Source organism: Microbacterium sp. As-52, from assembly GCF_049949185.1.
GTDB lineage: Bacteria > Actinomycetota > Actinomycetes > Actinomycetales > Microbacteriaceae > Microbacterium > Microbacterium maritypicum_A.
This window is the reverse complement of sequence record NZ_CP188171.1, coordinates 2,004,805-2,026,090: the sequence shown is the minus strand read 5'-3', so window position 1 is coordinate 2,026,090 and position 21,286 is coordinate 2,004,805. Positions and strand designations below refer to the sequence as shown.

Sequence of the window (21,286 nt, the reverse complement as noted above, 5' to 3'; positions counted from 1 at the left end):
GGTCTCCCCACGGACAAGGCCCGATCTCGTCGTCCTGCGAGCGGCGTTCGACTCCCCGGGCTCGCGCGGCGAGCCGTCGACGACACCGCGCCGACGGCTGCCGCCGTTCCCTCCGGTCAGCCCGCGGCGCGCACCACCTCGAGGTTCCGCGCGACCGTGCGCAGGGCATCCGCCGCGGTGGTGTCGTCGGGGCGGCGGGCCGTCTTCAGCCCCAACCACTCGACGTCGCCCGCAGCGGCGAGCGCTGCGGCGACGTGCGCGTCGTCGAGGAGCGAAGCGGATTCCGGGTGGGTCGAGGCGATCGGCAGGTGCGCATCGCTCCACGGGTGGCCATACGGGCTCTGCACCGGGGCGGCCCCTGAGAACGCCAGGCCGACGAGGAGGCCGGACGCCGCCGCCGCCGCGATCTGCGCGGTGACGGCATCCGCATCGCGCAGCTCGATCGCGGAACGCCCCCAGTTGAGCCACACTCCGATCGGCAGTCCCGACGAGCGGATCGCGGCGATCTCGGCGTCCAAGGGCAGGAAACCCTTCTCAGGGACCCGGCCGGGCACGAACGCATCGCAGTGTTCGATGACCAGGCGCGCGCCGGACCAGTCGAGCGCGGCGACCTCCCCCAGCGAGCGCACGAGCGGCTCCATGGCGGCCGTCGCTCGCGGCGCGGAGTGCACCGTCACCACCGCGACGGATGCGGCGCTCTCGTCGTCGATGCGCGCGACGTCGGCGGCGACCCTCCGAAGATCGGCGACCGCCGCCGCGCGCCCCTCCTCATCGGCCGAGGCGAGGCCATACCCGGGGTGTGCCCCGACGCGCCCCATGACGAACGGGATCGGGGTGACGGCGAGCGGCACGGCCGGCACGTTCGCGAGGAACCAGGCGTCATCGTGCGGATGCAGGCGCCCCATCCACGGCACCTCGAGTCCGGCGACCCCGGGAAGCGCGCACAGCGCGGGCAGCAGCGCGCCTTCGAGCACCGGATCCCAGTGCACGTGCGCCGGCGAGGCGGGGTACGCGCTGACGAGGATGGGCGCGGTCATGCGCGTGCCCCTGCGACGGCATCGGCGAACCAGGTGGTGATCGTGGACGGATGCGTGATGGCGGTGCCGACGCACACCGAGAACGCCCCGGCGGCGATCGCGGCCGCGGCGTGCTCGGGTGTGTGGACGCGCCCCTCGGCGACGATCGGGCGGCGGCAACGGGCGGCGATCAGCGCGATGAGCTCCAGGTCGGGCCCGGTGGTCTTCGGGCGCTCTCCGGTGTATCCCGACAGGGTGGTGCCGAGGATATCGGCGCCGGCGGCCTCGGCGGCGATCGCGTCGTCGAGGGAGCCGCAGTCGGCCATGATCAGCGCGTCGGTGTGCGCGCGAAGGCCCGCGATCGTCTCCGCGAGCGTCAGCCCGTCCGGGCGCGGGCGCCGCGTCCCGTCGATCGCGACGGTGTCGGCGCCCGCGTCGGCCACGGCCTGAGCGTGCCGGAGCGTCGGAGTGATGAAAACTTCGGCGTCGCCGTCCTTCCACAGCCCCACGATCGGAACCGGGAGGTGTGCCGTCGCGCGGATGTCATCGAGCCCCTGCACGCGGATTCCGGCTGCTCCTCCGGCCAGGGCGGACGCCGCGACCTGCGCCATCGTGCGGGGGTCGCGCATGGCCTCACCCGGGTAGGCCTGGCACGAGACGATCAGTCCACCCCGCAGTCGTTCGAGGGTGTCGGTGAATCTCATGGTCGCCTCCAGGCGGATGCCGCGGCTCCGCGCAGCGGTGCGTCGTCGCCGAGCGTGCCCGGCAGGATGGGGGTGTTCTGCAGCGCATCGATCGCCTCGGCGTGGAAGGCGGCGCGCATCGGAAGCCACCAGGACTCACCGATGTTCGGCACGCCCCCGGTGACCACGATGCGCTCAGGGTCGAGAAGCGTCGCCGCCCCCGCGAGGGCCCGACCCACCGCCGCGGCCGACTCGTCGAGGGCCCGGCGGGCGATGGGGTCCGCGGCCGCAGCTGCCATCGCGACCCCCCGCGCATCGGTGATGCCGGGATCGCCTCCGAGAGACCGGAAGTGCCGATGCATCCCGATGCCGGAGCCGATGGCCTCGAGGTGCCCGAAGCGCCCGCAGGGGCAGCGCAGGTGTGCGGCTCCCGGCACCGGCAGGTGCGCGATCTCCCCCGCGACGTGATGCGCACCCCGCACGGCCCTGTCGTCGAGCACGACTCCTGCACCGACACCGGTGCCGACCGCGACGACGAGCGCACTCGCCGCCCCGGCCGCGGCACCGTGTCGATGCTCTCCTGCCGCGTGCGCGTCGACGTCGTTCTGCACGGCGACGGGAGCGTCGGGGAGCAGATGCGCACCGAGTCCCGAGCGCACGAGTGCGGCCAGCGGTGTACCCGGCCAGTCCGCGAACGTATCCGTGGCGGAAACGATCGTCCCGGTTCCGGCATCCACGACCCCGGCCGTGCCGATGCCGACGCCCGAAAGGCGCAGCCCGCTGCCGGCGAGGAGACGTCCGGCGAGCGCGACGACGGTGGCGACGACCGCCACCGGCCCCTGGGCCGCCGGCGTCGCGGCCACCTCGGTCCGCAGCAGTGCATCGTCGCGGTCGGCGAGGGCCGCGGCCGTCTTGGTGCCGCCGATGTCGACGGCGAGGACGACCTCGCCCATCAGCCGACGGCGACCGGGAGCAGATGCAGCTCGTCGAGGATGTCGCGGATGCGGGCGACCGCGTCGACGTCGAGCGCCTGCACGGTGTTCGCCATCGTGGCGTGATCGATGATGCCACGGGCGTGCATGGCCGCCTTGAACGCGCCGACACCGGTCGCATCACCCGAGAGGCCCTTCGGCTGGAACACGATGTCGAACAGGCGGTTGATGCGCTCCTGCTCGGCCCGAGCCGTCTCCCAGTCGCCGCTCTTCGCGGCCTCCCACAGTCGCACGTACCCCGCGGCCTCCACGTTCGCGAGCCCGGGAACCACGCCGTCGGCACCGGCGAGGGCCATGGCGTCGACGACGACCTCATGTCCGGTGAGCAGCTGCAGCGGACCCCCTGCGGCATCGTTCGCCGCGATCAGGCGCCGGAACGAGACGTCGTCACCCGAGGAATCCTTCACGCCGTGGATGACCCCTTCGGTGCCCAGCTGCACGAGCAGGTCGATGCCGAGCTTGGAGTGCACGCGCACCGGCACGTCGTAGGCCCACAGCGGGGCGTGGATGGCCGCCGCGATGGTGCGGAAGTGGTCGGCGACCTCGGCTGCCGAGTTCAGCGTGTACAGCGGAGCCGTCGTGACGATCGCCTGGGCGCCGGCATCGATCAGACGGCGGGCGGTCTCGATGATGCGCGGCGCCGTGAGCTCGATCGCGCCGGCGATGACCGGCACCCGACCGGCGTTCGCGGCGACGATCGTGCGGAGCAGCTCGACGCGCTGGTCGTCGGTGAAGTACGCGGTCTCGCCGGTGGAGCCGAGCGCGAACAGTCCTGACACCCCCTCGGCGACCAGACGGTCGACGAGGCGGGAGAGGGAGACGTGATCGATCGATCCGTCCTCGAGCAGCGGGGTGGCGACGGGCGGGACGACGCCCGCGAAGACGGGGGCGGGAGAGGCAGCAGACATGTGTGTTCCGGTCGTTTCAGTGGTGGGGTTCGAGCAGCGAGGGCGCAGCGCCCAGCAGCGTTCTGGTGTACTCGTCGGAGGGCGCGTCGAACACGCGGGCCGCATCGCCGAACTCGACGACGCGCCCCTTGTTCATCACGGCGATCTCGTCGGAGAGATAGCGGACGGTCTGGATGTCGTGGGAGATGAACACCATCCCGAGGCCGAGTTGATCCTTCAGGTCGGTCAGCAGATTGAGGATCTGGGCACGCACCGAGACGTCGAGCGCCGAGGTGGGCTCGTCGGCGACGATCACCTGCGGGTCGAGCACGAGCGCCCTGGCGATCGCCACACGCTGGCGCTGGCCACCCGAGAGCTGGCTGGGCAGGGCGTCCAGGGCCGATGCCGGCAGTCCGACGAGACCGATCAGGTCGCGCACCTTTCGGCTCCGGGTCGACGGGCTGCCGAGGCGGTGCACCTGCATCGGGTCGAGCAGCGCATCGCGCACCGTCATCCGCGCGTTCAGGGCGGTCGCCGGATCCTGGAACACCACGGAGAGGATGCGGCCGAGTCGTCTGCGCACGGCGGGCGTGAAGGATCGCACCGGCTCTCCCCCGAACACGACCTGCCCGCTCGTGGGTTTCTCGAGGCCGATGAGCACCTTGGCCGAGGTCGACTTGCCCGACCCCGACTCGCCGACGATGCCGAGCGTCTGCCCGCGCTTCACGGTGAGCGAGACCCCCGCAAGCGCATCCACGTACTGCGGCCGGAAGAGCGAGGAGGCACGGGTCTTGTAGCGGACGTGCACGTCCTTGAGCTCGATGACGGGTTCGCTCATCGTCCTGCTCCGATCGGCTCGACGGGCGCATCGTCGGGATGCGCGGAGTAGTAGTGCTCGGTTCCTGCGATGTGCCGCCGCACCGGGGCGACGCCCGCGTACCGGGCGGGGTCGCTGGAGCGCGGCGCGAAGCGGTCGCCCGTCGGGAAGTCTCGCGGCGACGGCACGACGCCCGAGACCTGATGAAGACGATCGGAACCGGCCTCGATCGAGAGCACCGCGCCGAGGAGCCCCTGCGTGTACTCGTGCACCGGCTGGGTCAGCACCTCTCTGGTCGTGCCCTGCTCGACGACCTGGCCCGCGTACATCACCGTGATCCTGTGCGTGAGCTCGGCGACGAGCGCGAGGTCGTGCGAGACGAACAGGAGCGCGAATCCGAGCTCCTTCTGCAACCGCATGAGCAGGTCGACGACCTGCGCCTGCACCGTGACGTCGAGGGCCGTGGTCGGCTCATCGGCGATCACCAGTCGCGGGTTCCGGGTGAGCGCCATGGCGATGAGCACGCGCTGCCGTTGGCCTCCCGAGAGCTCGTGCGGGTACGAGGCGAGGGTGCGGTCGGGGTCGAGACCCACGAGCTCCAGCAGCTCGCTGGCGGTGCGGGTGCCGCCGCGCGACGTGAGCTGCTTCATCTGCGAGCGGATGAGCATCGCCGGGTTGAGGGAGCTCAGTGCGTCCTGGTAGACCATCGCGATGTCGTGGCCGCGCAGCGCGTTGCGCTCCTTGGGTGCCATCTGCAGCAGGTCCTCGCCGTCGAACAGGATGCGCCCGCGGATGTCGGCTTTCGGATCGAGCAGGCCCATGATCGCGAGCGAGGTGATCGACTTGCCGCAGCCCGACTCCCCCACCAGCGACATCGTCTCGCCGGGGCGCACCGTGAAGCTGACGTGGTCGACCACGTCCACGTCGCCATGACGGGGGAACGAGATGCACAGATCCTGCACGTCGAGCAGAGGCTTCTCCTCCGCCGTGTACACCAGGCGGTCGGTGCGCGAGAGCTCGCGCTGACGGAGCTCGGCCAGTCGCTCGGCGAGAGGAACGGCCTCGGCGCGCGGCACCAGGGCGTCGGGCACCCCGCTCGGAACGGAGAGGTTCACCGCTGTGTCGACGGTGGGGATCACGTGGGTGTCGTCGGGGATCGCTGCGACCTCGAGCTCGTGCGTGGACTCCTCGGTGCCCGCGGCATCCGCGGTGATCTTGCGTGCCCGCGGCGACACCATCGCATCGGTCATCCCCTCCGAGAGGATGTTGAGGCACAGCACCGTGAGCATGATGAGGATGCCGGGGAAGAAGGTCGCCCACCACGCGCCGCTCATCAGCAGATTGCGGCCGGCGGCGATCACGTTGCCCCACGACGGCTCGGGGTCGGGAACCCCGGCCTGCAGGAACGACAGCGAAGCCTCGAACACGATCGCGTCGGCGACGAGCACGGTCGCGAACACCAGCACGGGGGCCATGGCGTTGCGCGCCACGTGGCGGACGATGATGCGCGGGGTGCCCGCGCCCATCACGCGCACGGCCGAGACGTAGTCCTCGCCGTACTGGTCGAGGATGTTGGCGCGGACGATGCGGGTGAGCTGCGGCACATAGAGGAACGCGATCGTGAGCACGAGCACGGGGAGCGACTTGCCGAACACCGCCACGAAGACGGCGGCGAGCGCGATGCCGGGGAACGACATCACGACGTCCATGACGCGCATGAGCGTCTCGGAGATCCACCTCGGGGCCGTGGCGGCGATCGTCCCGAGCACGCAGGCAGCCAGCAGCGCGACGAGTGTCGCGCCGATGCCGATCACGAGCGAGTAGCGGGCACCGAAGACGAGACGGGAGAAGATGTCGCGGCCCTGACGGTCGGTGCCGAACCAGTGCTCCGCGCTCGGCGGCTGCACCGGAGTCCCGGACGCCAGCGGGTCGAAGGGCGCGATGAGCGGTGCGAAGATCGCCGCCAGCCCGATGATCGCCAGCACGGCGATGCAGATGATCGATCCGAGGGACAGCCGGCCCCAGCGGAGACCGGGAACGGAGAGACGTTCCGTGAGTTTGCGTCGCATGTCACACCGCCCGGATTCGAGGATTGATGAGCACGTACAGGAGGTCGACGATGATGTTGATCACGACGAAGGCGAGCGCCACGGCGAGCGTCACACCCTGCACGAGGTTGGGTTCGTTGTTGGTGACGCCGTTGAGGATGAGCGTTCCCATTCCCGGGATGGCGAAGATGATCTCGATCACGACCGCACCGCCGAGCAGGTAGCCGATGCGGAGTCCGAGCACGGTGACCGGGGTGATCAGGGCGTTGCGCAGCACATTGCGACCGACGACGATCACTCGCGGGATGCCGGCGCCCAGGGCGGTGCGCACGTAGTCGCGGTCGAGCTCCTCGACCATCGAGGTGCGCACGACGCGGGAGAGCTGACCGATCACCGGCACGGCGAGCGCGATGGCGGGGAGCGTCATGCGGGCGAGCCATCCGGCGGGGTCGCTCCAGAAATCCGGGAGCGGCCCGGAGGCCGGCAGCAGGTTCAGCCCCAGGGTGAAGACCTGGATGAGCAGGATGGCAAGCCAGAACGACGGCGTGGAGAGCGCCGCGACGCCGAACACGCGGATCACCTGATCAGGCCAGCGGTCGCGGTAGACGGCGGCGAGGACGCCGATCACGAAGGCGACGATCACTGCGATGAGGAGCCCGAGGAAGGTGAGGGCCAGGGTCACCGGGAAGGCGCGGGCGACCTCGTCGATCACCGGGAGACTGCGTGCGGAGTAGGTGCCGAGGTCACCCTGCACGAGTCCGAACAGGAAGTTCACGTAGCGGACGAACAGCGGGAGATCGAGGCCATGGTCCTCGCGGTACGCCTCGAGGGCTTCGGGTGACGCCGTCTCACCGAGCGCGGTGCGCGCCGGGTCTACGGGGGAGAACGACATCACGAAGAACACGAGGAACGTGATGCCGAGGATCATCAGCGGCAGCTGCAGCAGTCGCCGGCCGATGAGGCGGAGCGTGTGGGACACGTGCCGCTCCTTCCGGGGGTATGGGAGAGACAGGGGGCGCGCTCGTCGGGTGAGCGCGCCCCCTGGTGCGGGCTACTTCGCCGCCACGCCGACGTCGAGGAACGACAGCCCGGTGGTGGGGACGGGCTGGAATCCGACCAGCTCCTGGCTGCTCCATGCGGTCGGCAGCTTGCGGTGGAACAGCGGGTAGAGCACGGCCTGGTCGGAGAGCAGGTCGTAGGCCTCGTCCCAGGTCTTCTGCTGCTCCTCGCCCTCCTGCTGGACGGCGGTGTCGAGGAGCGTGCGCAGCTGGGCGTACTCGGGAGAATCGGCCCAGTTGGTGCGGGTCTGGGTCCAGACGTTCTCGCCGTACCACCAGTTCATGAGCAGGTCGGGGTCGACACCGAAGACCGAGGGGTCACCGGGGGCCACGGCCACCGTGTAGTCGCCGGAGTCGACCTTCTCGTACATCGACGCGGACTGTCCGATGTCGAGCGTCGTGTCGATGCCGATCGCGTCGAGGGACTCCTTGATCAGCGGGGCGACCTCCTTGACCCATCCGGTGTCGGTGGTGAGCAGGGTGATGGACAGATCGGAGACGCCCGCGTCGGCGAGCAGTTCCTTCGCCTTCTCGGGGTCGTAGGTGTAGACCGTGGAGGCCTCGTGGTAGTTCGGGTAGGTCTCGGGCAGGAACGAGGTCGCGGGCGTGGCGTTGCCGAGCATGCCGGTGCCGATGATCTTGTCCATGTCGAGGGCGTAGTGCAGGGCCTGGCGCACGCGGACGTCGTCGAACGGCGCCGCCTTGGTGTTGAACATCATGAACAGCAGGCCGAACGACTGCACGCTGTCGACGTCGGCCGAGGAGGCGAGCGCGTCGACGTCGATGTACGGCACGTCCTCGATCGCCTGCACGGTGCCCGTGGACATCGCGGTGACGCGAGCCGAGGCGTCGGAGAGCAGGTTCCAGTTCATGCCGGCGGCGAGCGCGGGGCGCGGCCCGTTGTAGTCGTCGTAGCGCTCGAAGACGAGCTTGTCCTCGGGAACGGCCGACACCAGCGAGTACGGGCCGGAACCGACGGGGTTGGTGGCGAAGCCCTCGGGGTCGGCTTCGACGACCGACTTCGGGACGATCTTGACGACACCGAGGCGGTCGTTGATCAGCGAGAACGGGTAGTCGGTGGTGATCCGCACGGTGTCGTCGTCGACCGCGGTGACGGTGTCGATGAAGTCGACGAACGACAGGAAGAGCGAGTTGTTGTTCGGGTCGAGCACGCGGTCGTAGCTGAAGACCACGTCGTCGGCGGTGACCGGATCGCCGTTCTGGAAGGTGGCGCCTTCGCGGAGGTCGATCTCGTAGGTCGTGTCGTCGATCTTCGTCGGGAGGTCGGCGGCGAGGGCGGGGGCAGATTTCTGGGTGACGGGGTCGAGGTCGACCAGCCCCTCGAAGATGTGCCAGTTCGCCGAGACCGTGACGGCGCCCGACGCGACCATCGGGTCGAAGCTGCCGTTCAGCGTGTACGAGATGCCCGCTTCGATGATGCCGTCGGGGTCGATCTCGCTCGCGGCTGCGCTCTCGTCGGGAGTGCTGGTGGTGCCCGCGCCGCAGCCGGCGAGGGCGACGGACGCGGCGACTGTGCCGGCGACCGCCATCGCGAATCGACCCACGCGGCGGCGGGTGATGTGTCGGTTCATGTGTGCTCCAGGGTGGTGGGGGGAACATCTTGAGGACATCTGATGTCTGATGTACTCTAAACACAGGTTCGATCAGATCACAAGAGTGAGATGATCGGAGCGTTTCTGCCAGGCACGAGAGGGAGCCCCATGAAGTCCACCACGAGTAGGGCGTCACGCATGCGGCGCTCGACCACGGCGGATCAGATCAAGCAGCTCATCCTGACCCGGGGGCTCACGCCGGGCGACCCGCTGCCGACCGAGGCGGAGCTCTGCGAGGAGCTCGACGTCTCGCGATCCTCCGTGCGCGAGGCGATCCGCACGCTCTCGACCCTCGACATCGTCGATGTGCGTCACGGCCACGGCACGTATGTCGGACCGATGTCGCTGGACCCGATGGTGGAAGCCCTCGTGTTCCGCGGGGTGCTGTCGCCGGAGGGATCCCTGCAGGCGCTGCGGGAGGTCGTCGAAGTGCGCCTGGCGCTGGATCTGTCGATGGCCGAACGCGTGGTGGCCGCCGCTCAGGACGACCCCGACCCCGAGCTCGACGCCCTGGTGGCCGACATGGTCGCCAAGGCCGAGCGCGGGGAGCACTTCCTCGACGAGGACCGCGCGTTCCACACCCGCCTCTTCGGCGCGATCGGCAACCGCCTGGTCGGTCAGCTGGTCGGCGCCTTCTGGGATGTGCACACGGCCGTGCTCCCCCAGCTGGGCATCCCTCAGCCCGACGACATCCACAAGACGGCGAAGGCGCACGGCGACATGCTCGACGCCGCACGTTCGGGTGATGTCGAACGCTATCGGCAGGCCGTCATCGAGCACTATCAGCCGCTGCAGCGTGTGCTCGCGAGCGCGGCGGAGGAATCCCAGGGCTGAGGTCGCCGGCCGGATCCCTCCTCCGACTCGACAGCCGTGCCCCTCCGACTCGATAGAGTTGCCTCCGCACTGCACACCACGAGGGGGATCCGCCCATGTCCGTTGGACTTCTGGCCGTCGTCGACGACATCCTGAGCGCAGCGATGAAGGCGTCGGCCAAGGCGGCCGGCGTCGTGATCGACGACGCCGCGGTGACTCCGCAGTACGTGCAGGGCCTCACGCCCGCGAGGGAGCTGCCCGTCGTCGGCAAGATCGCCCTCGGGTCGCTGGCGAACAAGTTCGTGATCATCATCCCGGCGGCGCTGCTGCTGACCGCGTTCGCGCCGTGGGTGCTGCCGTATCTGCTGATCCTGGGCGGGGCGTACCTGTGCTTCGAGGGCGCCGAGAAGGTGCTCGAGTGGTTCGGCGTGCAGCACGGTCACGCCGACGAGGGAGCGCGCGATGAGAGGAAGCTCGTGCTCGGTGCGGTGCGCACCGACCTGATCCTCTCGACCGAGATCATGCTCATCTCGCTCGCGAGCCTCGAGAAGGGGCTCGACATCTGGGCGACGCTGGCGATCCTCGCCGTGATCGCCCTCCTCATGACGGGTGTCGTCTACGGCGCTGTCGCACTGCTGGTGAAGATCGACGACATCGGTCTGAAGATGGCGAAGAACCCGGTGCAGCGTGTGCGGCACACCGGCACCAGGATCGTGCGCTCGATGCCCGGGGTGTTCCGCTTCATCAGCATCCTCGGCACGGTCGCCATGCTCTGGGTCGGCGGCCATCTCGTGCTGGTGAACCTCGGCGAGGTGGGGTGGCATTTCCCGGTCGACGTGCTGCACGCCGTCGAGGAAGCGCTCCATGGCCTCGGTCCGGTCGTTGTCTGGATCGTGGACACCATCATCTCCGCGATCGCCGGTCTCATCCTGGGGCTGCTCGTCGTCGGGATCGTGCTCGGCATCGCCCGCCTGTTCGGCAAGACCCCCAGCTTCCACGAGGGCGAGGAATCCCCCGCCGACGTGCACGTCTGAACATCGAGACACGACTGTCCGCACAGGCCAGAACACGAATCCACGCCGGCGCACTCACGCCGCGATGTCGTACCGGGCTCGGCCGCCGAGCCTCGGCCTGCGCTCGGGGTCGACGTGCAGCGGCGGAATGAGCCACACCCGCGCCGCGAACCCCCGTCCCTCGATCCTGATCTCCCACTCGTTGTCGTGGATGCGATGATGGCAGCTCTCGCAGAGCAGCACTCCGTTGTCGAGATCGGTCGGTCCGGCATCCCGCTGCCACCAGCGCAGGTGATGCGCCCTGGTGAGTTGCGGGGGCAGCCCGCACATCACGCAACCGCCGTCGCGTTCTACGAGCGCGAGCCTCTGGGCGCGGGTGAACAGCCGCTTCTCACGCCCCCAGTCGAGGATCTCGCCCTCACCGCCGAGCACGACGGGGATGATGCCCCCACCCGCCGCCATCCGACGACATGAGGCGATGCTGACCGGCCCATCGAGGCCGTCGACCGTCGCGAATCCGGTGCCGGCGGTCAGGTCGTCGAGCCCCACGCGGACGACGACGGTCGCACCGGATACCGGAAGCCCGCCGTTGTCGCATCCGCTCGCATGCGCGCAGATCTCGACGAGCGCATCGGCCTGGATCATCGCGACCGTACGACGGTCGGCATCGGGCGCTTCGGGGTCGAGCACGTGCGCCCGCGCCTGGAACGTGGCCGTCACGTATGCCTGGATCGCCGCCTTCACGGGAGTGCCGGACGTGATGTCGGTCTGCAGGGTCAGGTGCAGCGATCCGTCGCGCTCGAACATCGTCAGCGAGCGCCGCGACCGGGCCTCACCTTCGCGCGGAGCCACGCCGTCGGGGTCGAGCCAGGCCTCGGCGTGCACGACGAGCTTGCGCACGTCATCGAGCGACAGCCCTGCCGCACGTTCGACGAGCAGTCGCTCGGCATCGACGATCTGCTCGATCCCGGCCTTCACACGCGCCCGGTCGAGCAGGGCCACGATCAGCGCCACGGCCGCCGCACTGAGCTCGCCGGCACCGATCGCCCGCTGCACCTCGGGGTACCGCGGGGGCAGCTTCTCGCCGATGATGTTCACCCGCGGCGCGGTCGCCTCCCCCACCTTCACGAGCCGCACCGCATCGCCCGTCGATCCGCCGGTCGTGGCGGCGATCATGGTCGCCGAGTTGCGGAATCCCTGCTGCTTCGCGAGACCCGCAGACCCCAGTTCCGGACGCGATTCCCGCGCGATGCCCGCCGCGATCTCGGCATGGATGCCGTCGAGCCTACGCTGTACCAGTCCCATCGCCCGGTGCGCATCGAGCAGCTGCGCGCGGCTCAGATCGGCCGCGTTCGTCGCATCGCCCCACGCGTCTTCGAGGTACGTCATCGCCTCGAGGAGCGGGTTCAGATGCGGGTTCGCCATACCTCTATCTTAGAAGATATGTTCGAATTTCAGGAAAGCCTGTGGATAACTCCGCGCCTCGTCATTGCCGTAGTCTCATCGCCATGTCCGCGTCCCCGAAGCTGCGCAGCACGAAGCGCGATGCCGACCGCTGGTTCCGTGAACAGGGCCTTCCGACGTTCGTTCCGCTGCGCCGCTGGTTCACCGACCTCCCCCGCCGTGTCGCGCCACTGATCGCGTGGGTCGCGGTGGCCGCGTACCTCTTCCAGGACGGGCTCGAGGTCGTCTTCGACTTCGCCCTCGACGACGACTCCACGGAGTGGGAGATCCTGCTCGTCCTCTTCGCCGTCGTGATCTTCCTGCTCGCGATCGGGCTCGCGTGGGCCGCCTACTACCTCGTGCGCACCCTGCTGCGTCGCCTCCCGGTGGGCATCGGCACCGCGGTCGCGCTCGTCCTGATCGCCTCGTGCCTCGCCTTCACGATCGTCTACGGCTACATCGCCCAGCCCGACGCGACCGTCGGGCCGGTCCTCCGCACGATCCTGGTGCTCGGCCTCTGCATCCTGGTGACCGGCATGGGCGGAGGGGCCATGATCTCCTGGGCCTCGCGCCTCGCGGTGCGCAACGCCTCGGCGATAGGCCACATGGCGTCGATCGCCCTCCCGGTCATCCTCATGCTCGTCGTGTTCTCGTTCTTCTCGGCCGAGGTCTGGCAGATGGCATCCGCCCTCTCCTGGGGGTCTATCGCCCTGCTCGGCCTCGTCGTCGCGGTGCTCGCGGGCATCGTCGTGCTGCGGGTCAGCGCCTCCGAGATCGACGATGACGCGCAGGCACCGAGCGCCGAACAGCGAGCCACCCTTCTCATCGGCACGCCCGCCGAAGGCCGCCCCGTCGCCGACGGCACTCCGGCACGGCTGCGCGCGCCGCAGCGCATCAACATCCTGCTCGCGATGACCGTGGCGCAGCTGGTGCAGGCCCTGTTCTTCGCCGGACTCCTCGCGGCGCTGCTGATCGTGATCGGTGGCATCGCCGTCCCCACGGGCGTCGTCGGCATCTGGCTCGGACCCGGAAGCACCGCACAGCCCCTCGCGGTGCAGCCGCTGGAGTTCTTCGGGGCGAAGCTGCCGCTCACCGTCAACCTGCTCAAGGCGGCCACCCTGCTCTCGGTGATCGCCGCCCTCCCCTTCGTGTTCTCCGCCGTGAGCGAGGCCCGCTACCGGGAGCGCTTCTTCGACCCGATCATGGCCGACATGCGGCGTGCGATCCTCGTGCGCGAAGCCGTCAGCACGACGACGGCAGGCTGAGCTCTGTAACTGTTCGGTCGCAGCACGCCCGGACGGCGTCCAGCGAGGATGTCAGCTGCGGAGGTTCTCCGCGGGGCGCAGACGCGCGGCGCGGATGGAGGCCAGTCCGCCTCCCCCGGCACCGACGATCAGGCCGACAGCGATGGCGATCGGAAGCAGCACGATGTCGAACACGGGGGCCCATCGTTGGCTCACGGTGACGACGAGGATTGCCGCCATGCCGAGCACGAGACCTGCAGCCCCTCCGACGACACCGACGATTGCGGATTCGAGGGTGATGAGTTCCCCGATCTGTCGGTCTCGGGCTCCGAGCGCTTTGCGCATGCCGATCTCACCCCGGCGTGCGTTGACAGCGAGGAGCGTGGCGTTCATGAGTGCGGCGATCGCGACGATCAGCGCGAGCAGCGTGAACGCGGTGAGGGTGGCCTGCACCCCTTGTTCGACCTGTCCTCTCAACTGTGCAGAATCGGTCGGCGCAGCGACGACGATCCGGTCCGGCTCGTACGGGTTCAGTGCCGAAGGCAACTGCTTGGCGACCTGCTGCGCTGCGCCGGAGGAAGTCACGGCCAACATCGTCACGTCGACGGCCCCTTTCGCCGTGATGTCGTCGCGGGGTCCGACGACCACTTCACCGCGGAGCAGGGGGAGGCGCGCGGACTTGGTGATGATGCCGGCGACGACATAGGTGATGCCATCAACCGAGATCGTGGGGGCGCCGTCGATTCTGCTGAGTTGCATGTCCTTCGCGAGAAGATCTCCGACGTAGGCCTCACCGGCAGCCAGAGGTCCCTCATGCCACGGTGCCTCGTCGACGGTGAGACGCGCAGCGCCGACGATGTCTCCGATGGCGACGTGCGGCCGGATCTGGCGTGCCTCCGCGAACGTCGAGACCGTGCTGACGTTGAGATCGATGACGACCGCAGCCGCATCCACTCCGCTGAGTCGCTCGATCGCCTGCGGAACCTCCTCGGGCGGAAGCGAGTTCTTGGCCCCCGTCGACCACGTCGCCGAGACCTCACGATTCAGGTGGGCATCGAATGTGGCGGATACCTGCGCTCGCGCCGATGCCGCAAGCCCGAGAGTGGTGATCGTCAATGCCACGGCGATGGCGACGGCGAGCCCCTGTCCGATCGATTGATACCTTCTCGACGTCACGGATGCCCAGGCGTCGCGAAGCATGTCGGCGAACCGGATGCGCCCGGTGAGCCGCACCCGCTCATCTTCTCTCGTGCGGGACGTGCGGGCATCATTCGAAGGAGAAGCCGGCGGCCCGTCCGCAGGGGCTTTCGATGCCGTACTCGCTCCGCTGCCGGACTGTCGCTCGTCGGACACGATCGCACCGTCGGCGATGTGGACCACACGACGCGCCCGTGCCGCGACCTCGGCCGAATGAGTGACGACGACGACCGTCGCCCCATCGCGATTGATACGTTCGAGCTCATCGAGAACCCGGGCGGCGTTGACCGAGTCGAGGTTACCGGTCGGCTCGTCGGCGAGAATCAGCTTCGCATCCCCGGCGATCGCACGGGCGATGGCGATGCGTTGACGCTGCCCGCCCGACAGTGTCGAGGTGCTTTGGAAGGCGCGGTCTGCGAGGCCGACAGAGTCGATGGCGCCGAGAACGCTCTCACGCCGCTCCACACGGGGCACGCCCCGGTAGAGCAGGTTCAACTCGACACTGTCGACGGCCGGCCTGGCCTCGAGAAGGTGGAAGGCCTGGAACACGAATCCGATCTTCCGTGCGCGCACGCTCGCCGCGCGGCGACCGTCGCCGGCACGAGCTTCCTCGCCGTCGAGAACATAACTACCCGCCGTCGGGTCGTCGAGAAGCCCCAGGATGTTCATCAGCGTCGTCTTGCCACCGCCCGATGGCCCGACGATCGCAACGAACTCCCCCTGGTCGATTTCCAGGTCGATGCCGCGAAGCGCATCGACCTCGGGCCGACCCGCCGAGGAGTACGTCCGACGCACTCCCCGCAACTGAATCAGCGACACGTCAACCGACTCGAACCAGTTCGCCGGCCTTCAGGGCACCTTCGTCGCGCGGCTCGACGGCTACCTCGCCCTGCAGTGTGCCCAGGACTGTGACCGGCACCTCGAGGAGCGTTCCGTCGGCCTGCTGCTTCGTCAGAACGTTCTTGTCAGGCCCCCGGTCCGACACGGCGAGAACCGGGACGATCAGCGCGTCCTCGGCCACGATCTGCTTGATCACCGCCACCCGCGCCCGCCCCGACGACCCCGGCAGCGCTGTTTTCGGAACCACGGCGAAAGTGACCTCGGGTGCGGCCTGTTCCGCATCACCGTTCGAGCCCGATCCCTCTGAGTCTTCGGCCGAGTCAGAGGGGCGGATGTCTCCCACGATGCCCTCGACCTCAGTGCCACCGATCGAGATCACAGCCGCGTCTCCTGCGACCACATCCCCGAGATCGGTGACGGGAACCGTGATCGTGACCACCAGATCCGCCGACCCGAGGATGAAGTCCGGCACACCCTCCGCCGCCAAACGCTGCCCGACCTGAACACCTTTCACGACCTGCGCGGACGCAGAAGGCATCGCCAGAATTTCGGCGACAGGAACATACCCCTCGGCAGCCGGCGCCTTCTCGCTCGGATCCGGCGCCTTCTCGCCCCCCTCCGAGCTCGTCTTCTCCGCCGCGGCACTGCGAGTGGGGGCCTCATAGCCATTGTCCTGATACCAGCGCTTCACCGCCGCAGCCGTCTCGCCTCCGAACCGCCCATCGGCGTTGAGCTGGTACGACCGCGCCACGAGTGCAGCCTGCAATGCCTCGACATCCGGGCCACGATCCCCGACGCCCATGTCGCGGTAGAAGGAGAAGGCCGACTGCACACCGAAGAGAGGGCGCCCGTTGACCTCGGTGAGAACCTGCCCCGAAGAAGCGGTCGCACCCGTCGCCAGTGGGCGTTCGGTGACGACGGTGAGCGACGCTTCCGCGACAGGGAGCACCGTCACCGGAGTCTGCGTCGACGGCCCCGCCTGCCCGGTGAAGCCGACCTCGCCAGCCAGCGCCCCCTGCGTGACCTCTGCGAAGACCGGCCCGGGGGCGGGCGCCTTGGCGTTGGCCTCCTGCTGCGCCGACGACTGGAACTGCGCCGCAAACCAAAACCCGGCACCGATCAGCGCCACAATCAGCACCACGGCGATCACGACGATCACGACGATCCAGCGTGACCGTCTCGCCGTCTCCGGCACAGCTACTTCATCCATCGGACTCTCATCACTCACTGATCGGCCAAGGCTCGTTACCGAGCCAACTCTCGCGCCGCCTCTCTAGGGCGCGGCTGGCGCGTTCTCCGCCACGATCGTCAACAGCTTCTTCTTCCGTTCGATCGCGTCCGCACGGATCCGATCGAGCTTGTCCCTGTTCTCCGCGACGAGCTTCTCCTGCTCCTCCCAATTCCGCTCATACCAGAGCGAGGCCCACCCACTCGACTCCTGGCACTCCGCATCAGCAACAGCCGCAGCAAGCTCCTCCGCCGAAGGCGCGGACGACGACCCGGTCACCGCACCCCACACCTCTGCCACCTCATAAGGAGCTCCTTCCCAAGGTTGCTCTTGAGTCACCGCGTAATCCACCCGTGGGGTCAGACACTCCCGCCAGGCTTTCACCGCCTTGACCACATCCGGATCCTGCTCCACGATGTCCCAAGCCTGGGCGGATAGCTCAGCGTTGTAGTTCAGCCCGTCGGCGGTGGATGCGAAGTCCTTGTCTTTCGCGCGGATCTTGTCAGTGCAGGCCACGAGCGCGTCATCCAGTTCCTGATTCGGAAAGTACGAATCCACTGTCTCTGTGTATGTCAACCACAGCTCAGCGCTCTCCGGATCATCCAGCCGCGCGAAATGGTAACCCCACTTCTTTGCCAGTTCCAGATTGAACAGCCGCAGACCCACCCGGTTGAAGTCTTCCGCACGGGGGAAGTCGGTATCCTGCCACGGCACCGGCCACTCATACCCCTGCGCACCCAGACAATCCGAGATCAACAACTGCTCCGCATAGTTGTCCAGGTCCGGGGAATACACGACGAACTCATCAAGAGGCATCTTCCAAGCCGCTTGATTCCTCACCCCCGCATCCGCCTCACTGTCGGACGCGGTACACCCCACCAGACCCCCGGCAACCGTGACCGCAAGGACGGTCGCCATGACCAGGCGGCCACCTACGCGCGGAGAAGTCACCGGCATAGAGCCGAACCAACGCTACTGAGGGTGCCGCTGAAGTATCCCGACTCGATCTCGTCGTTGTAGCTACCCACATTGCCGAAGCCCTGCCCCCGGAGGATAAGGAGGCCCTTCCCTCCTGTCTGGTTCTGTCCTTTGTAGAGGTAGGAGTTCTGGGAGCGCCCGTTGTTGAAGGTGGAGGAGATGACGTCGCCGTAGGACCTCCAGCCGATGGCCATGACATCCACGCAGTTCGCGAACTTGTGCGTGGACGGCTGCTGCCATGCGTCGTTGGTGTAGTTGTAACCCGAGTAACTGCACGTGTACCCGGATGGGCAATCACTCGGCGCGGCTGCGGCAGGGCCCGCCAATGCGAGAACTCCCACCCCGGACAGGACGAGTGCGATCAGCGCGCTGGCCGCTCTTGTGCGCCAGGTTGCGCGACGCGCGTGTTCCAAAGACATGAGATCCTCCGATGCACCCGTCAACTAAAACAATACGTTCTACACAGTAGACATGGTTCGTGTGCGCGTCTGTAGGCCGTTCGGGGGACAAGCGCGGTGCCCGCACGTCGCCCCCGTAACTGTTCGGCCGCAGCACGCCCAGCGCCCGTTCCTCCTGCTAGCGTCGGCGATGCGCACCCGAAGCGCCGAAGAAGGATGCGCACCCGAAGCGCAGAAGAAGAGAGAACGCCCGCCGATGACAGCCGTGCGAATCAGGGACGCCGAGACCGCCGATCTCGAGACCATCACCGCGATCCACAACCATGCCGTGCTGCACACCACCGCGATCTGGAACGAAGAGGCGGTCGACCTCGCCGACCGCGTCGCCTGGCTCGCCGATCGCACCGCCCGCGGCTACCCGGTCATCGTCGCCGTCGACGACACGGGGGTGCTGGGCTACGCGTCGTACGCGCAATGGCGTCCGCACAGCGGCTATCGCCACACGGTCGAGCACTCGGTCTACGTCCTCGACGGCCAGCACGGTCGCGGCATCGGCACCGCCCTCATGTCGGCGCTCGTCGATCGTGCGCGGGACGCGGGGATGCACGTGATGATCGCCGGGATCGAAAGCGGGAACGCCGCCTCCATCGCCCTGCACGAGCGCCTGGGCTTCGTCGAGGTCGGACGCATGCCGCAGGTCGGTGCCAAGTTCGGACGCTGGCTCGACCTGAGCATGCTGCAGCGGGTGCTCGACGACCGCCCCGAACCCGACGCCGGATCCCGACCATGAACCTGCTGCAGTGGTTCGTCGACGCCTTCAACTCGCAGTGGATGCTGCCCGGCGGGCAGACACTCCTGGTGCGGGAGGTCGTGGGCAACGCGTTCGGTCTCGCCAGCGCGCTCGGCGGCATGCGACGCAAGGTGTGGGCATGGCCGGTCGGCATCATCGGCAACCTGCTGCTGCTCACCGTCTTCCTCGGCTCCGCTCTCAGCCCCGATCCGTCACTGCCGCACCTGCTCGGCCAGGCCGGGCGGCAGATCATGTTCATCGCGGTCGCCATCTACGGATGGGTGCGCTGGCGGAACCTCGACGGCGGACGCGTGGTCCCGCGCTGGGCGCCGACGAGCGCCCGCATCGGCATGGTGCTGGTGATGATCGTCGGCACGGTCGCCCTGACCCCGCTGTTCCGCCTGCTGGGATCGTGGGAGCCGGTGTGGGCCGACGCCTGGACGTTCGTCGGCTCGCTGCTGGCCACCTACGGCATGGCGAAGGGCTGGACCGAGTTCTGGCTGGTCTGGATCGCTGTCGACGTCGTCGGGGTGCCGCTGCTGTTCAGCTCCGGCTACTACGCCACCGGCTTCATGTACGTCTTCTACGGCGTCTTCACCGCGATCGGCTTTGTGATCTGGTGGCGGGCGCAGCGCACCGCCGCGCATCCGATCGAGATCCTGCCGCCCGACCCGAGCCCGCGACGGCCGGAGGAGGAAGAGCTCGCCTGAGCTCCCCTCCCCCCGGACGCCCCCCTCCGCCGCCTCGATGTCGCCCCTCCTCGACACGAGGCCGTCTTCAGTCCCGGCGCTTCGCCGTGCGCGTCGTCTTCGCTGTCAGCGCCATGGCGTCGGCCGCCCACGCCGTGAGTCGTTCGAGCGGCCCCTTGCCGACCGTGCGCGTCCAGATGAGCGCGCCGGCCATCATGAGCAGTGAGAGCGCGATCCACGGCAGCACCGGGTTGGGCAGCCAGGTCGCCGCCCCCGCCAGGATGAGGATCGCCTGGACGACGTAGCCGGTGAGCGGAACCGCGCCATAGGCCGCCAGCGGGAGAACGGCCCACCGCGCATACCGGGTCACCAGCAGGCACAGGCCGAGGACGGCCACCGCGAAGCCGCCGGATGCCAGCACCTCCAGCACGCCGCCGGAGTGCGCCGAGACGCTGATGACCGCTTCGAGCATCTTCGCGGGCGGGTCCTCCGAAGCCACGCGATCGATGTACGACTGCCCCTCTTCGATGCCGGCGCCGTCGTCCGTGAACAGCGAGGCCTTCTCGGGCGAGAAGCAGACGACGACGCCGTCACTGGTCTGGCACGCCAGTCCGGAGACGTCGACCTCGTCCCCGGGGATCATGCTCATCGAACCCGAACCCGAACCCGAACCGGACGTGGAGCTCGACGACGCGACTTCCTGCGGCGGCGACGTGAGGAGCGCACCCAGCGCGTAACCGCCGATCGCGATCAGTCCTCCGCAGACGAGCATGACGACTGCCGTCTTCACCCGGGTCAGGTCGAGGCGTCCGATCACGAGACCAGCGCAGAGCAGCGCAGCCCAGACCGTGATCGGGTAGGTGCCGAACAGCACCAGCGACAGCCCCGGGCCGCCCAGATCCGGCGAGAGCGTGCCGATCAGGGCGAGCAGCGGCGGACCGAGGATGGCGAGCGCCGCCCCCGCGATCACCAGCACTCTGGTGCGCAGGTGCACCGTGAACGCCGCCAGGATGTACAGCACGCCGTAGAGCGTGAGGATCACGGCGATTCCCGAGCCCAGCAGCTCGACCACGAGCCCGATCACGAAGATCGCCGCCCCGCGACCGACCAGGCGCAACCGGATCTTCCGGAGCTCGTCCGGTGACGCGGTACGGGCACCGCCCGTCATCAGCGCGAGCGAGACCCCGGCCAGCAGGGCGAACAGGATCGAGGAGCGACCGTTGACGATGTCCAGCCATGTCGACGGGTCGGTCAGGGTCAGGTCGGGACCGCTCGCGACCATCAGATGTGCGCCGAACATCCCCACCAGGGCGAGTCCGCGCGCGACGTCGACGCCGACGATGCGGCGCCGACGTGTGGAGGCGCCTCCGCCGCGGCGTGGGCCGTCGCCGGAGTCGGCCGCGGAGGCGTCGGCCGTCGGCGCGGCGGAAGACGGGATGATGTGGGGCGTGCTCACGTGGGACCTCTCGAGGAATCGGCGGAGACCTCAAGCTCAGCACGCGCCTCCGAGGGCGCGCATCCACCCTCAGTACCGCTTCG

The 21,286-nt window shown here is 68.7% G+C and carries 19 protein-coding genes; 5 read left to right on the top strand and 14 right to left on the bottom strand.

The window, feature by feature from the left end; translation table 11 throughout:
* Positions 1-116 precede the first annotated feature (116 nt).
* The 8 genes from ACLFA2_RS09710 to ACLFA2_RS09675 form a co-directional block, all read right to left on the bottom strand.
* Entirely contained in the window at positions 117-1,037 is a 921-nt protein-coding gene (locus tag ACLFA2_RS09710; protein ID WP_426621188.1) for a DUF4862 family protein, read from the bottom strand.
* Positions 1,034-1,720 carry an N-acetylmannosamine-6-phosphate 2-epimerase gene (locus tag ACLFA2_RS09705; RefSeq protein ID WP_401123896.1) on the bottom strand — a complete coding sequence of 229 codons (687 nt, stop codon included), beginning with the start codon at positions 1,718-1,720 and terminating at the stop codon, positions 1,034-1,036. The genes ACLFA2_RS09710 and ACLFA2_RS09705 overlap by 4 nt, the downstream gene beginning before the upstream one ends.
* Complete coding sequence (locus ACLFA2_RS09700) at positions 1,717-2,652, bottom strand: ROK family protein (protein ID WP_021199495.1); 936 nt, start codon at positions 2,650-2,652, stop codon at positions 1,717-1,719. Before ACLFA2_RS09700 ends, ACLFA2_RS09705 begins: the two co-directional genes overlap by 4 nt.
* Complete coding sequence (locus ACLFA2_RS09695) at positions 2,652-3,599, bottom strand: dihydrodipicolinate synthase family protein (protein WP_426621187.1); 948 nt, start codon at positions 3,597-3,599, stop codon at positions 2,652-2,654. Before ACLFA2_RS09695 ends, ACLFA2_RS09700 begins: the two co-directional genes overlap by 1 nt.
* Positions 3,600-3,615: 16 nt before the next feature.
* Positions 3,616-4,416: an ABC transporter ATP-binding protein gene (locus ACLFA2_RS09690; RefSeq protein WP_021199493.1), complete on the bottom strand. Its 801-nt coding sequence runs from the start codon at positions 4,414-4,416 to the stop codon at positions 3,616-3,618.
* A complete protein-coding gene (locus tag ACLFA2_RS09685; RefSeq protein WP_426621186.1) occupies positions 4,413-6,464 on the bottom strand; it encodes a dipeptide/oligopeptide/nickel ABC transporter permease/ATP-binding protein in 2,052 nt (683 codons plus the stop codon). The genes ACLFA2_RS09690 and ACLFA2_RS09685 overlap by 4 nt, the downstream gene beginning before the upstream one ends.
* 1 nt (position 6,465) lies before the next feature.
* The gene (locus tag ACLFA2_RS09680; protein ID WP_426621185.1) at positions 6,466-7,422 is read right to left on the bottom strand and encodes an ABC transporter permease; all 957 of its coding nucleotides are present in this window, start codon (positions 7,420-7,422) and stop codon (positions 6,466-6,468) included.
* A gap of 72 nt (positions 7,423-7,494) precedes the next feature.
* Positions 7,495-9,093 (bottom strand): ABC transporter substrate-binding protein, encoded by a 1,599-nt coding sequence (locus ACLFA2_RS09675; RefSeq protein ID WP_426621184.1) that lies wholly within the window; start codon positions 9,091-9,093, stop codon positions 7,495-7,497.
* 129 nt (positions 9,094-9,222) lie between these two features.
* Between ACLFA2_RS09675 and ACLFA2_RS09670 the strand changes: the two genes are divergently transcribed.
* Both ACLFA2_RS09670 and ACLFA2_RS09665 read left to right on the top strand, forming a co-directional pair.
* A complete protein-coding gene (locus ACLFA2_RS09670) occupies positions 9,223-9,948 on the top strand; it encodes a FadR/GntR family transcriptional regulator (protein WP_029260695.1) in 726 nt (241 codons plus the stop codon).
* A gap of 95 nt (positions 9,949-10,043) precedes the next feature.
* Positions 10,044-10,961, top strand: a complete 918-nt coding sequence (locus ACLFA2_RS09665) for a DUF808 domain-containing protein (protein WP_426621183.1) — start codon at positions 10,044-10,046, stop codon at positions 10,959-10,961.
* 54 nt (positions 10,962-11,015) lie between these two features.
* On the opposite strand, the gene ACLFA2_RS09660 is transcribed toward ACLFA2_RS09665, so the two are convergent.
* Positions 11,016-12,365 (bottom strand): DUF222 domain-containing protein, encoded by a 1,350-nt coding sequence (locus tag ACLFA2_RS09660; protein WP_426621182.1) that lies wholly within the window; start codon positions 12,363-12,365, stop codon positions 11,016-11,018.
* 83 nt (positions 12,366-12,448) lie between these two features.
* Between ACLFA2_RS09660 and ACLFA2_RS09655 the strand changes: the two genes are divergently transcribed.
* The gene (locus ACLFA2_RS09655; protein WP_426621181.1) at positions 12,449-13,648 is read left to right on the top strand and encodes a hypothetical protein; all 1,200 of its coding nucleotides are present in this window, start codon (positions 12,449-12,451) and stop codon (positions 13,646-13,648) included.
* Positions 13,649-13,699: 51 nt separating this feature from the next.
* Here ACLFA2_RS09655 and ACLFA2_RS09650 read toward each other — a convergent pair whose 3' ends face one another.
* The 4 genes from ACLFA2_RS09650 to ACLFA2_RS09635 form a co-directional block, all read right to left on the bottom strand.
* On the bottom strand, positions 13,700-15,643 hold the full coding sequence (locus ACLFA2_RS09650; RefSeq protein WP_426621180.1) for an ATP-binding cassette domain-containing protein: 1,944 nt from the start codon (positions 15,641-15,643) through the stop codon (positions 13,700-13,702).
* A 1-nt stretch (position 15,644) separates the two neighbouring features.
* Entirely contained in the window at positions 15,645-16,874 is a 1,230-nt protein-coding gene (locus tag ACLFA2_RS09645) for a peptidoglycan-binding protein (RefSeq protein ID WP_426621179.1), read from the bottom strand.
* 63 nt (positions 16,875-16,937) lie between these two features.
* A complete protein-coding gene (locus ACLFA2_RS09640) occupies positions 16,938-17,810 on the bottom strand; it encodes a hypothetical protein (RefSeq protein WP_029260702.1) in 873 nt (290 codons plus the stop codon).
* Between the two features lie 29 nt (positions 17,811-17,839).
* Complete coding sequence (locus tag ACLFA2_RS09635) at positions 17,840-18,289, bottom strand: peptidase inhibitor family I36 protein (RefSeq protein ID WP_029260703.1); 450 nt, start codon at positions 18,287-18,289, stop codon at positions 17,840-17,842.
* 235 nt (positions 18,290-18,524) lie between these two features.
* Between ACLFA2_RS09635 and ACLFA2_RS09630 the strand changes: the two genes are divergently transcribed.
* Complete coding sequence (locus ACLFA2_RS09630) at positions 18,525-19,058, top strand: GNAT family N-acetyltransferase (RefSeq protein ID WP_029267951.1); 534 nt, start codon at positions 18,525-18,527, stop codon at positions 19,056-19,058.
* Entirely contained in the window at positions 19,055-19,768 is a 714-nt protein-coding gene (gene pnuC, locus ACLFA2_RS09625; protein ID WP_021199480.1) for a nicotinamide riboside transporter PnuC, read from the top strand. The genes ACLFA2_RS09630 and pnuC overlap by 4 nt, the downstream gene beginning before the upstream one ends.
* 67 nt (positions 19,769-19,835) lie before the next feature.
* Here pnuC and ACLFA2_RS09620 read toward each other — a convergent pair whose 3' ends face one another.
* Positions 19,836-21,203, bottom strand: coding sequence for a heparan-alpha-glucosaminide N-acetyltransferase domain-containing protein (locus ACLFA2_RS09620; RefSeq protein ID WP_167255099.1), 1,368 nt, complete (start codon positions 21,201-21,203; stop codon positions 19,836-19,838).
* Between the last annotated feature and the right edge of the window lie 83 nt (positions 21,204-21,286).

Excerpts from the sequence above, each read along its gene's own strand:
- pnuC (WP_021199480.1), top strand. The coding sequence starts at position 19,055 with ATGAACCTGCTGCAGTGGTTCGTCGACGCCTTCAACTCGCAGTGGATG.
- ACLFA2_RS09670 (WP_029260695.1), top strand. The coding sequence starts at position 9,223 with ATGAAGTCCACCACGAGTAGGGCGTCACGCATGCGGCGCTCGACCACG.
- ACLFA2_RS09660 (WP_426621182.1), bottom strand. The coding sequence starts at position 12,365 with ATGGCGAACCCGCATCTGAACCCGCTCCTCGAGGCGATGACGTACCTC.
- ACLFA2_RS09655 (WP_426621181.1), top strand. The coding sequence starts at position 12,449 with ATGTCCGCGTCCCCGAAGCTGCGCAGCACGAAGCGCGATGCCGACCGC.
- ACLFA2_RS09690 (WP_021199493.1), bottom strand. The coding sequence starts at position 4,416 with ATGAGCGAACCCGTCATCGAGCTCAAGGACGTGCACGTCCGCTACAAG.
- ACLFA2_RS09645 (WP_426621179.1), bottom strand. The coding sequence starts at position 16,874 with ATGGATGAAGTAGCTGTGCCGGAGACGGCGAGACGGTCACGCTGGATC.
- ACLFA2_RS09665 (WP_426621183.1), top strand. The coding sequence starts at position 10,044 with ATGTCCGTTGGACTTCTGGCCGTCGTCGACGACATCCTGAGCGCAGCG.
- ACLFA2_RS09710 (WP_426621188.1), bottom strand. The coding sequence starts at position 1,037 with ATGACCGCGCCCATCCTCGTCAGCGCGTACCCCGCCTCGCCGGCGCAC.
- ACLFA2_RS09695 (WP_426621187.1), bottom strand. The coding sequence starts at position 3,599 with ATGTCTGCTGCCTCTCCCGCCCCCGTCTTCGCGGGCGTCGTCCCGCCC.
- ACLFA2_RS09685 (WP_426621186.1), bottom strand. The coding sequence starts at position 6,464 with ATGCGACGCAAACTCACGGAACGTCTCTCCGTTCCCGGTCTCCGCTGG.
- ACLFA2_RS09640 (WP_029260702.1), bottom strand. The coding sequence starts at position 17,810 with ATGGCGACCGTCCTTGCGGTCACGGTTGCCGGGGGTCTGGTGGGGTGT.
- ACLFA2_RS09630 (WP_029267951.1), top strand. The coding sequence starts at position 18,525 with ATGACAGCCGTGCGAATCAGGGACGCCGAGACCGCCGATCTCGAGACC.
- ACLFA2_RS09635 (WP_029260703.1), bottom strand. The coding sequence starts at position 18,289 with ATGTCTTTGGAACACGCGCGTCGCGCAACCTGGCGCACAAGAGCGGCC.
- ACLFA2_RS09705 (WP_401123896.1), bottom strand. The coding sequence starts at position 1,720 with ATGAGATTCACCGACACCCTCGAACGACTGCGGGGTGGACTGATCGTC.
- ACLFA2_RS09675 (WP_426621184.1), bottom strand. The coding sequence starts at position 9,093 with ATGAACCGACACATCACCCGCCGCCGCGTGGGTCGATTCGCGATGGCG.
- ACLFA2_RS09700 (WP_021199495.1), bottom strand. The coding sequence starts at position 2,652 with ATGGGCGAGGTCGTCCTCGCCGTCGACATCGGCGGCACCAAGACGGCC.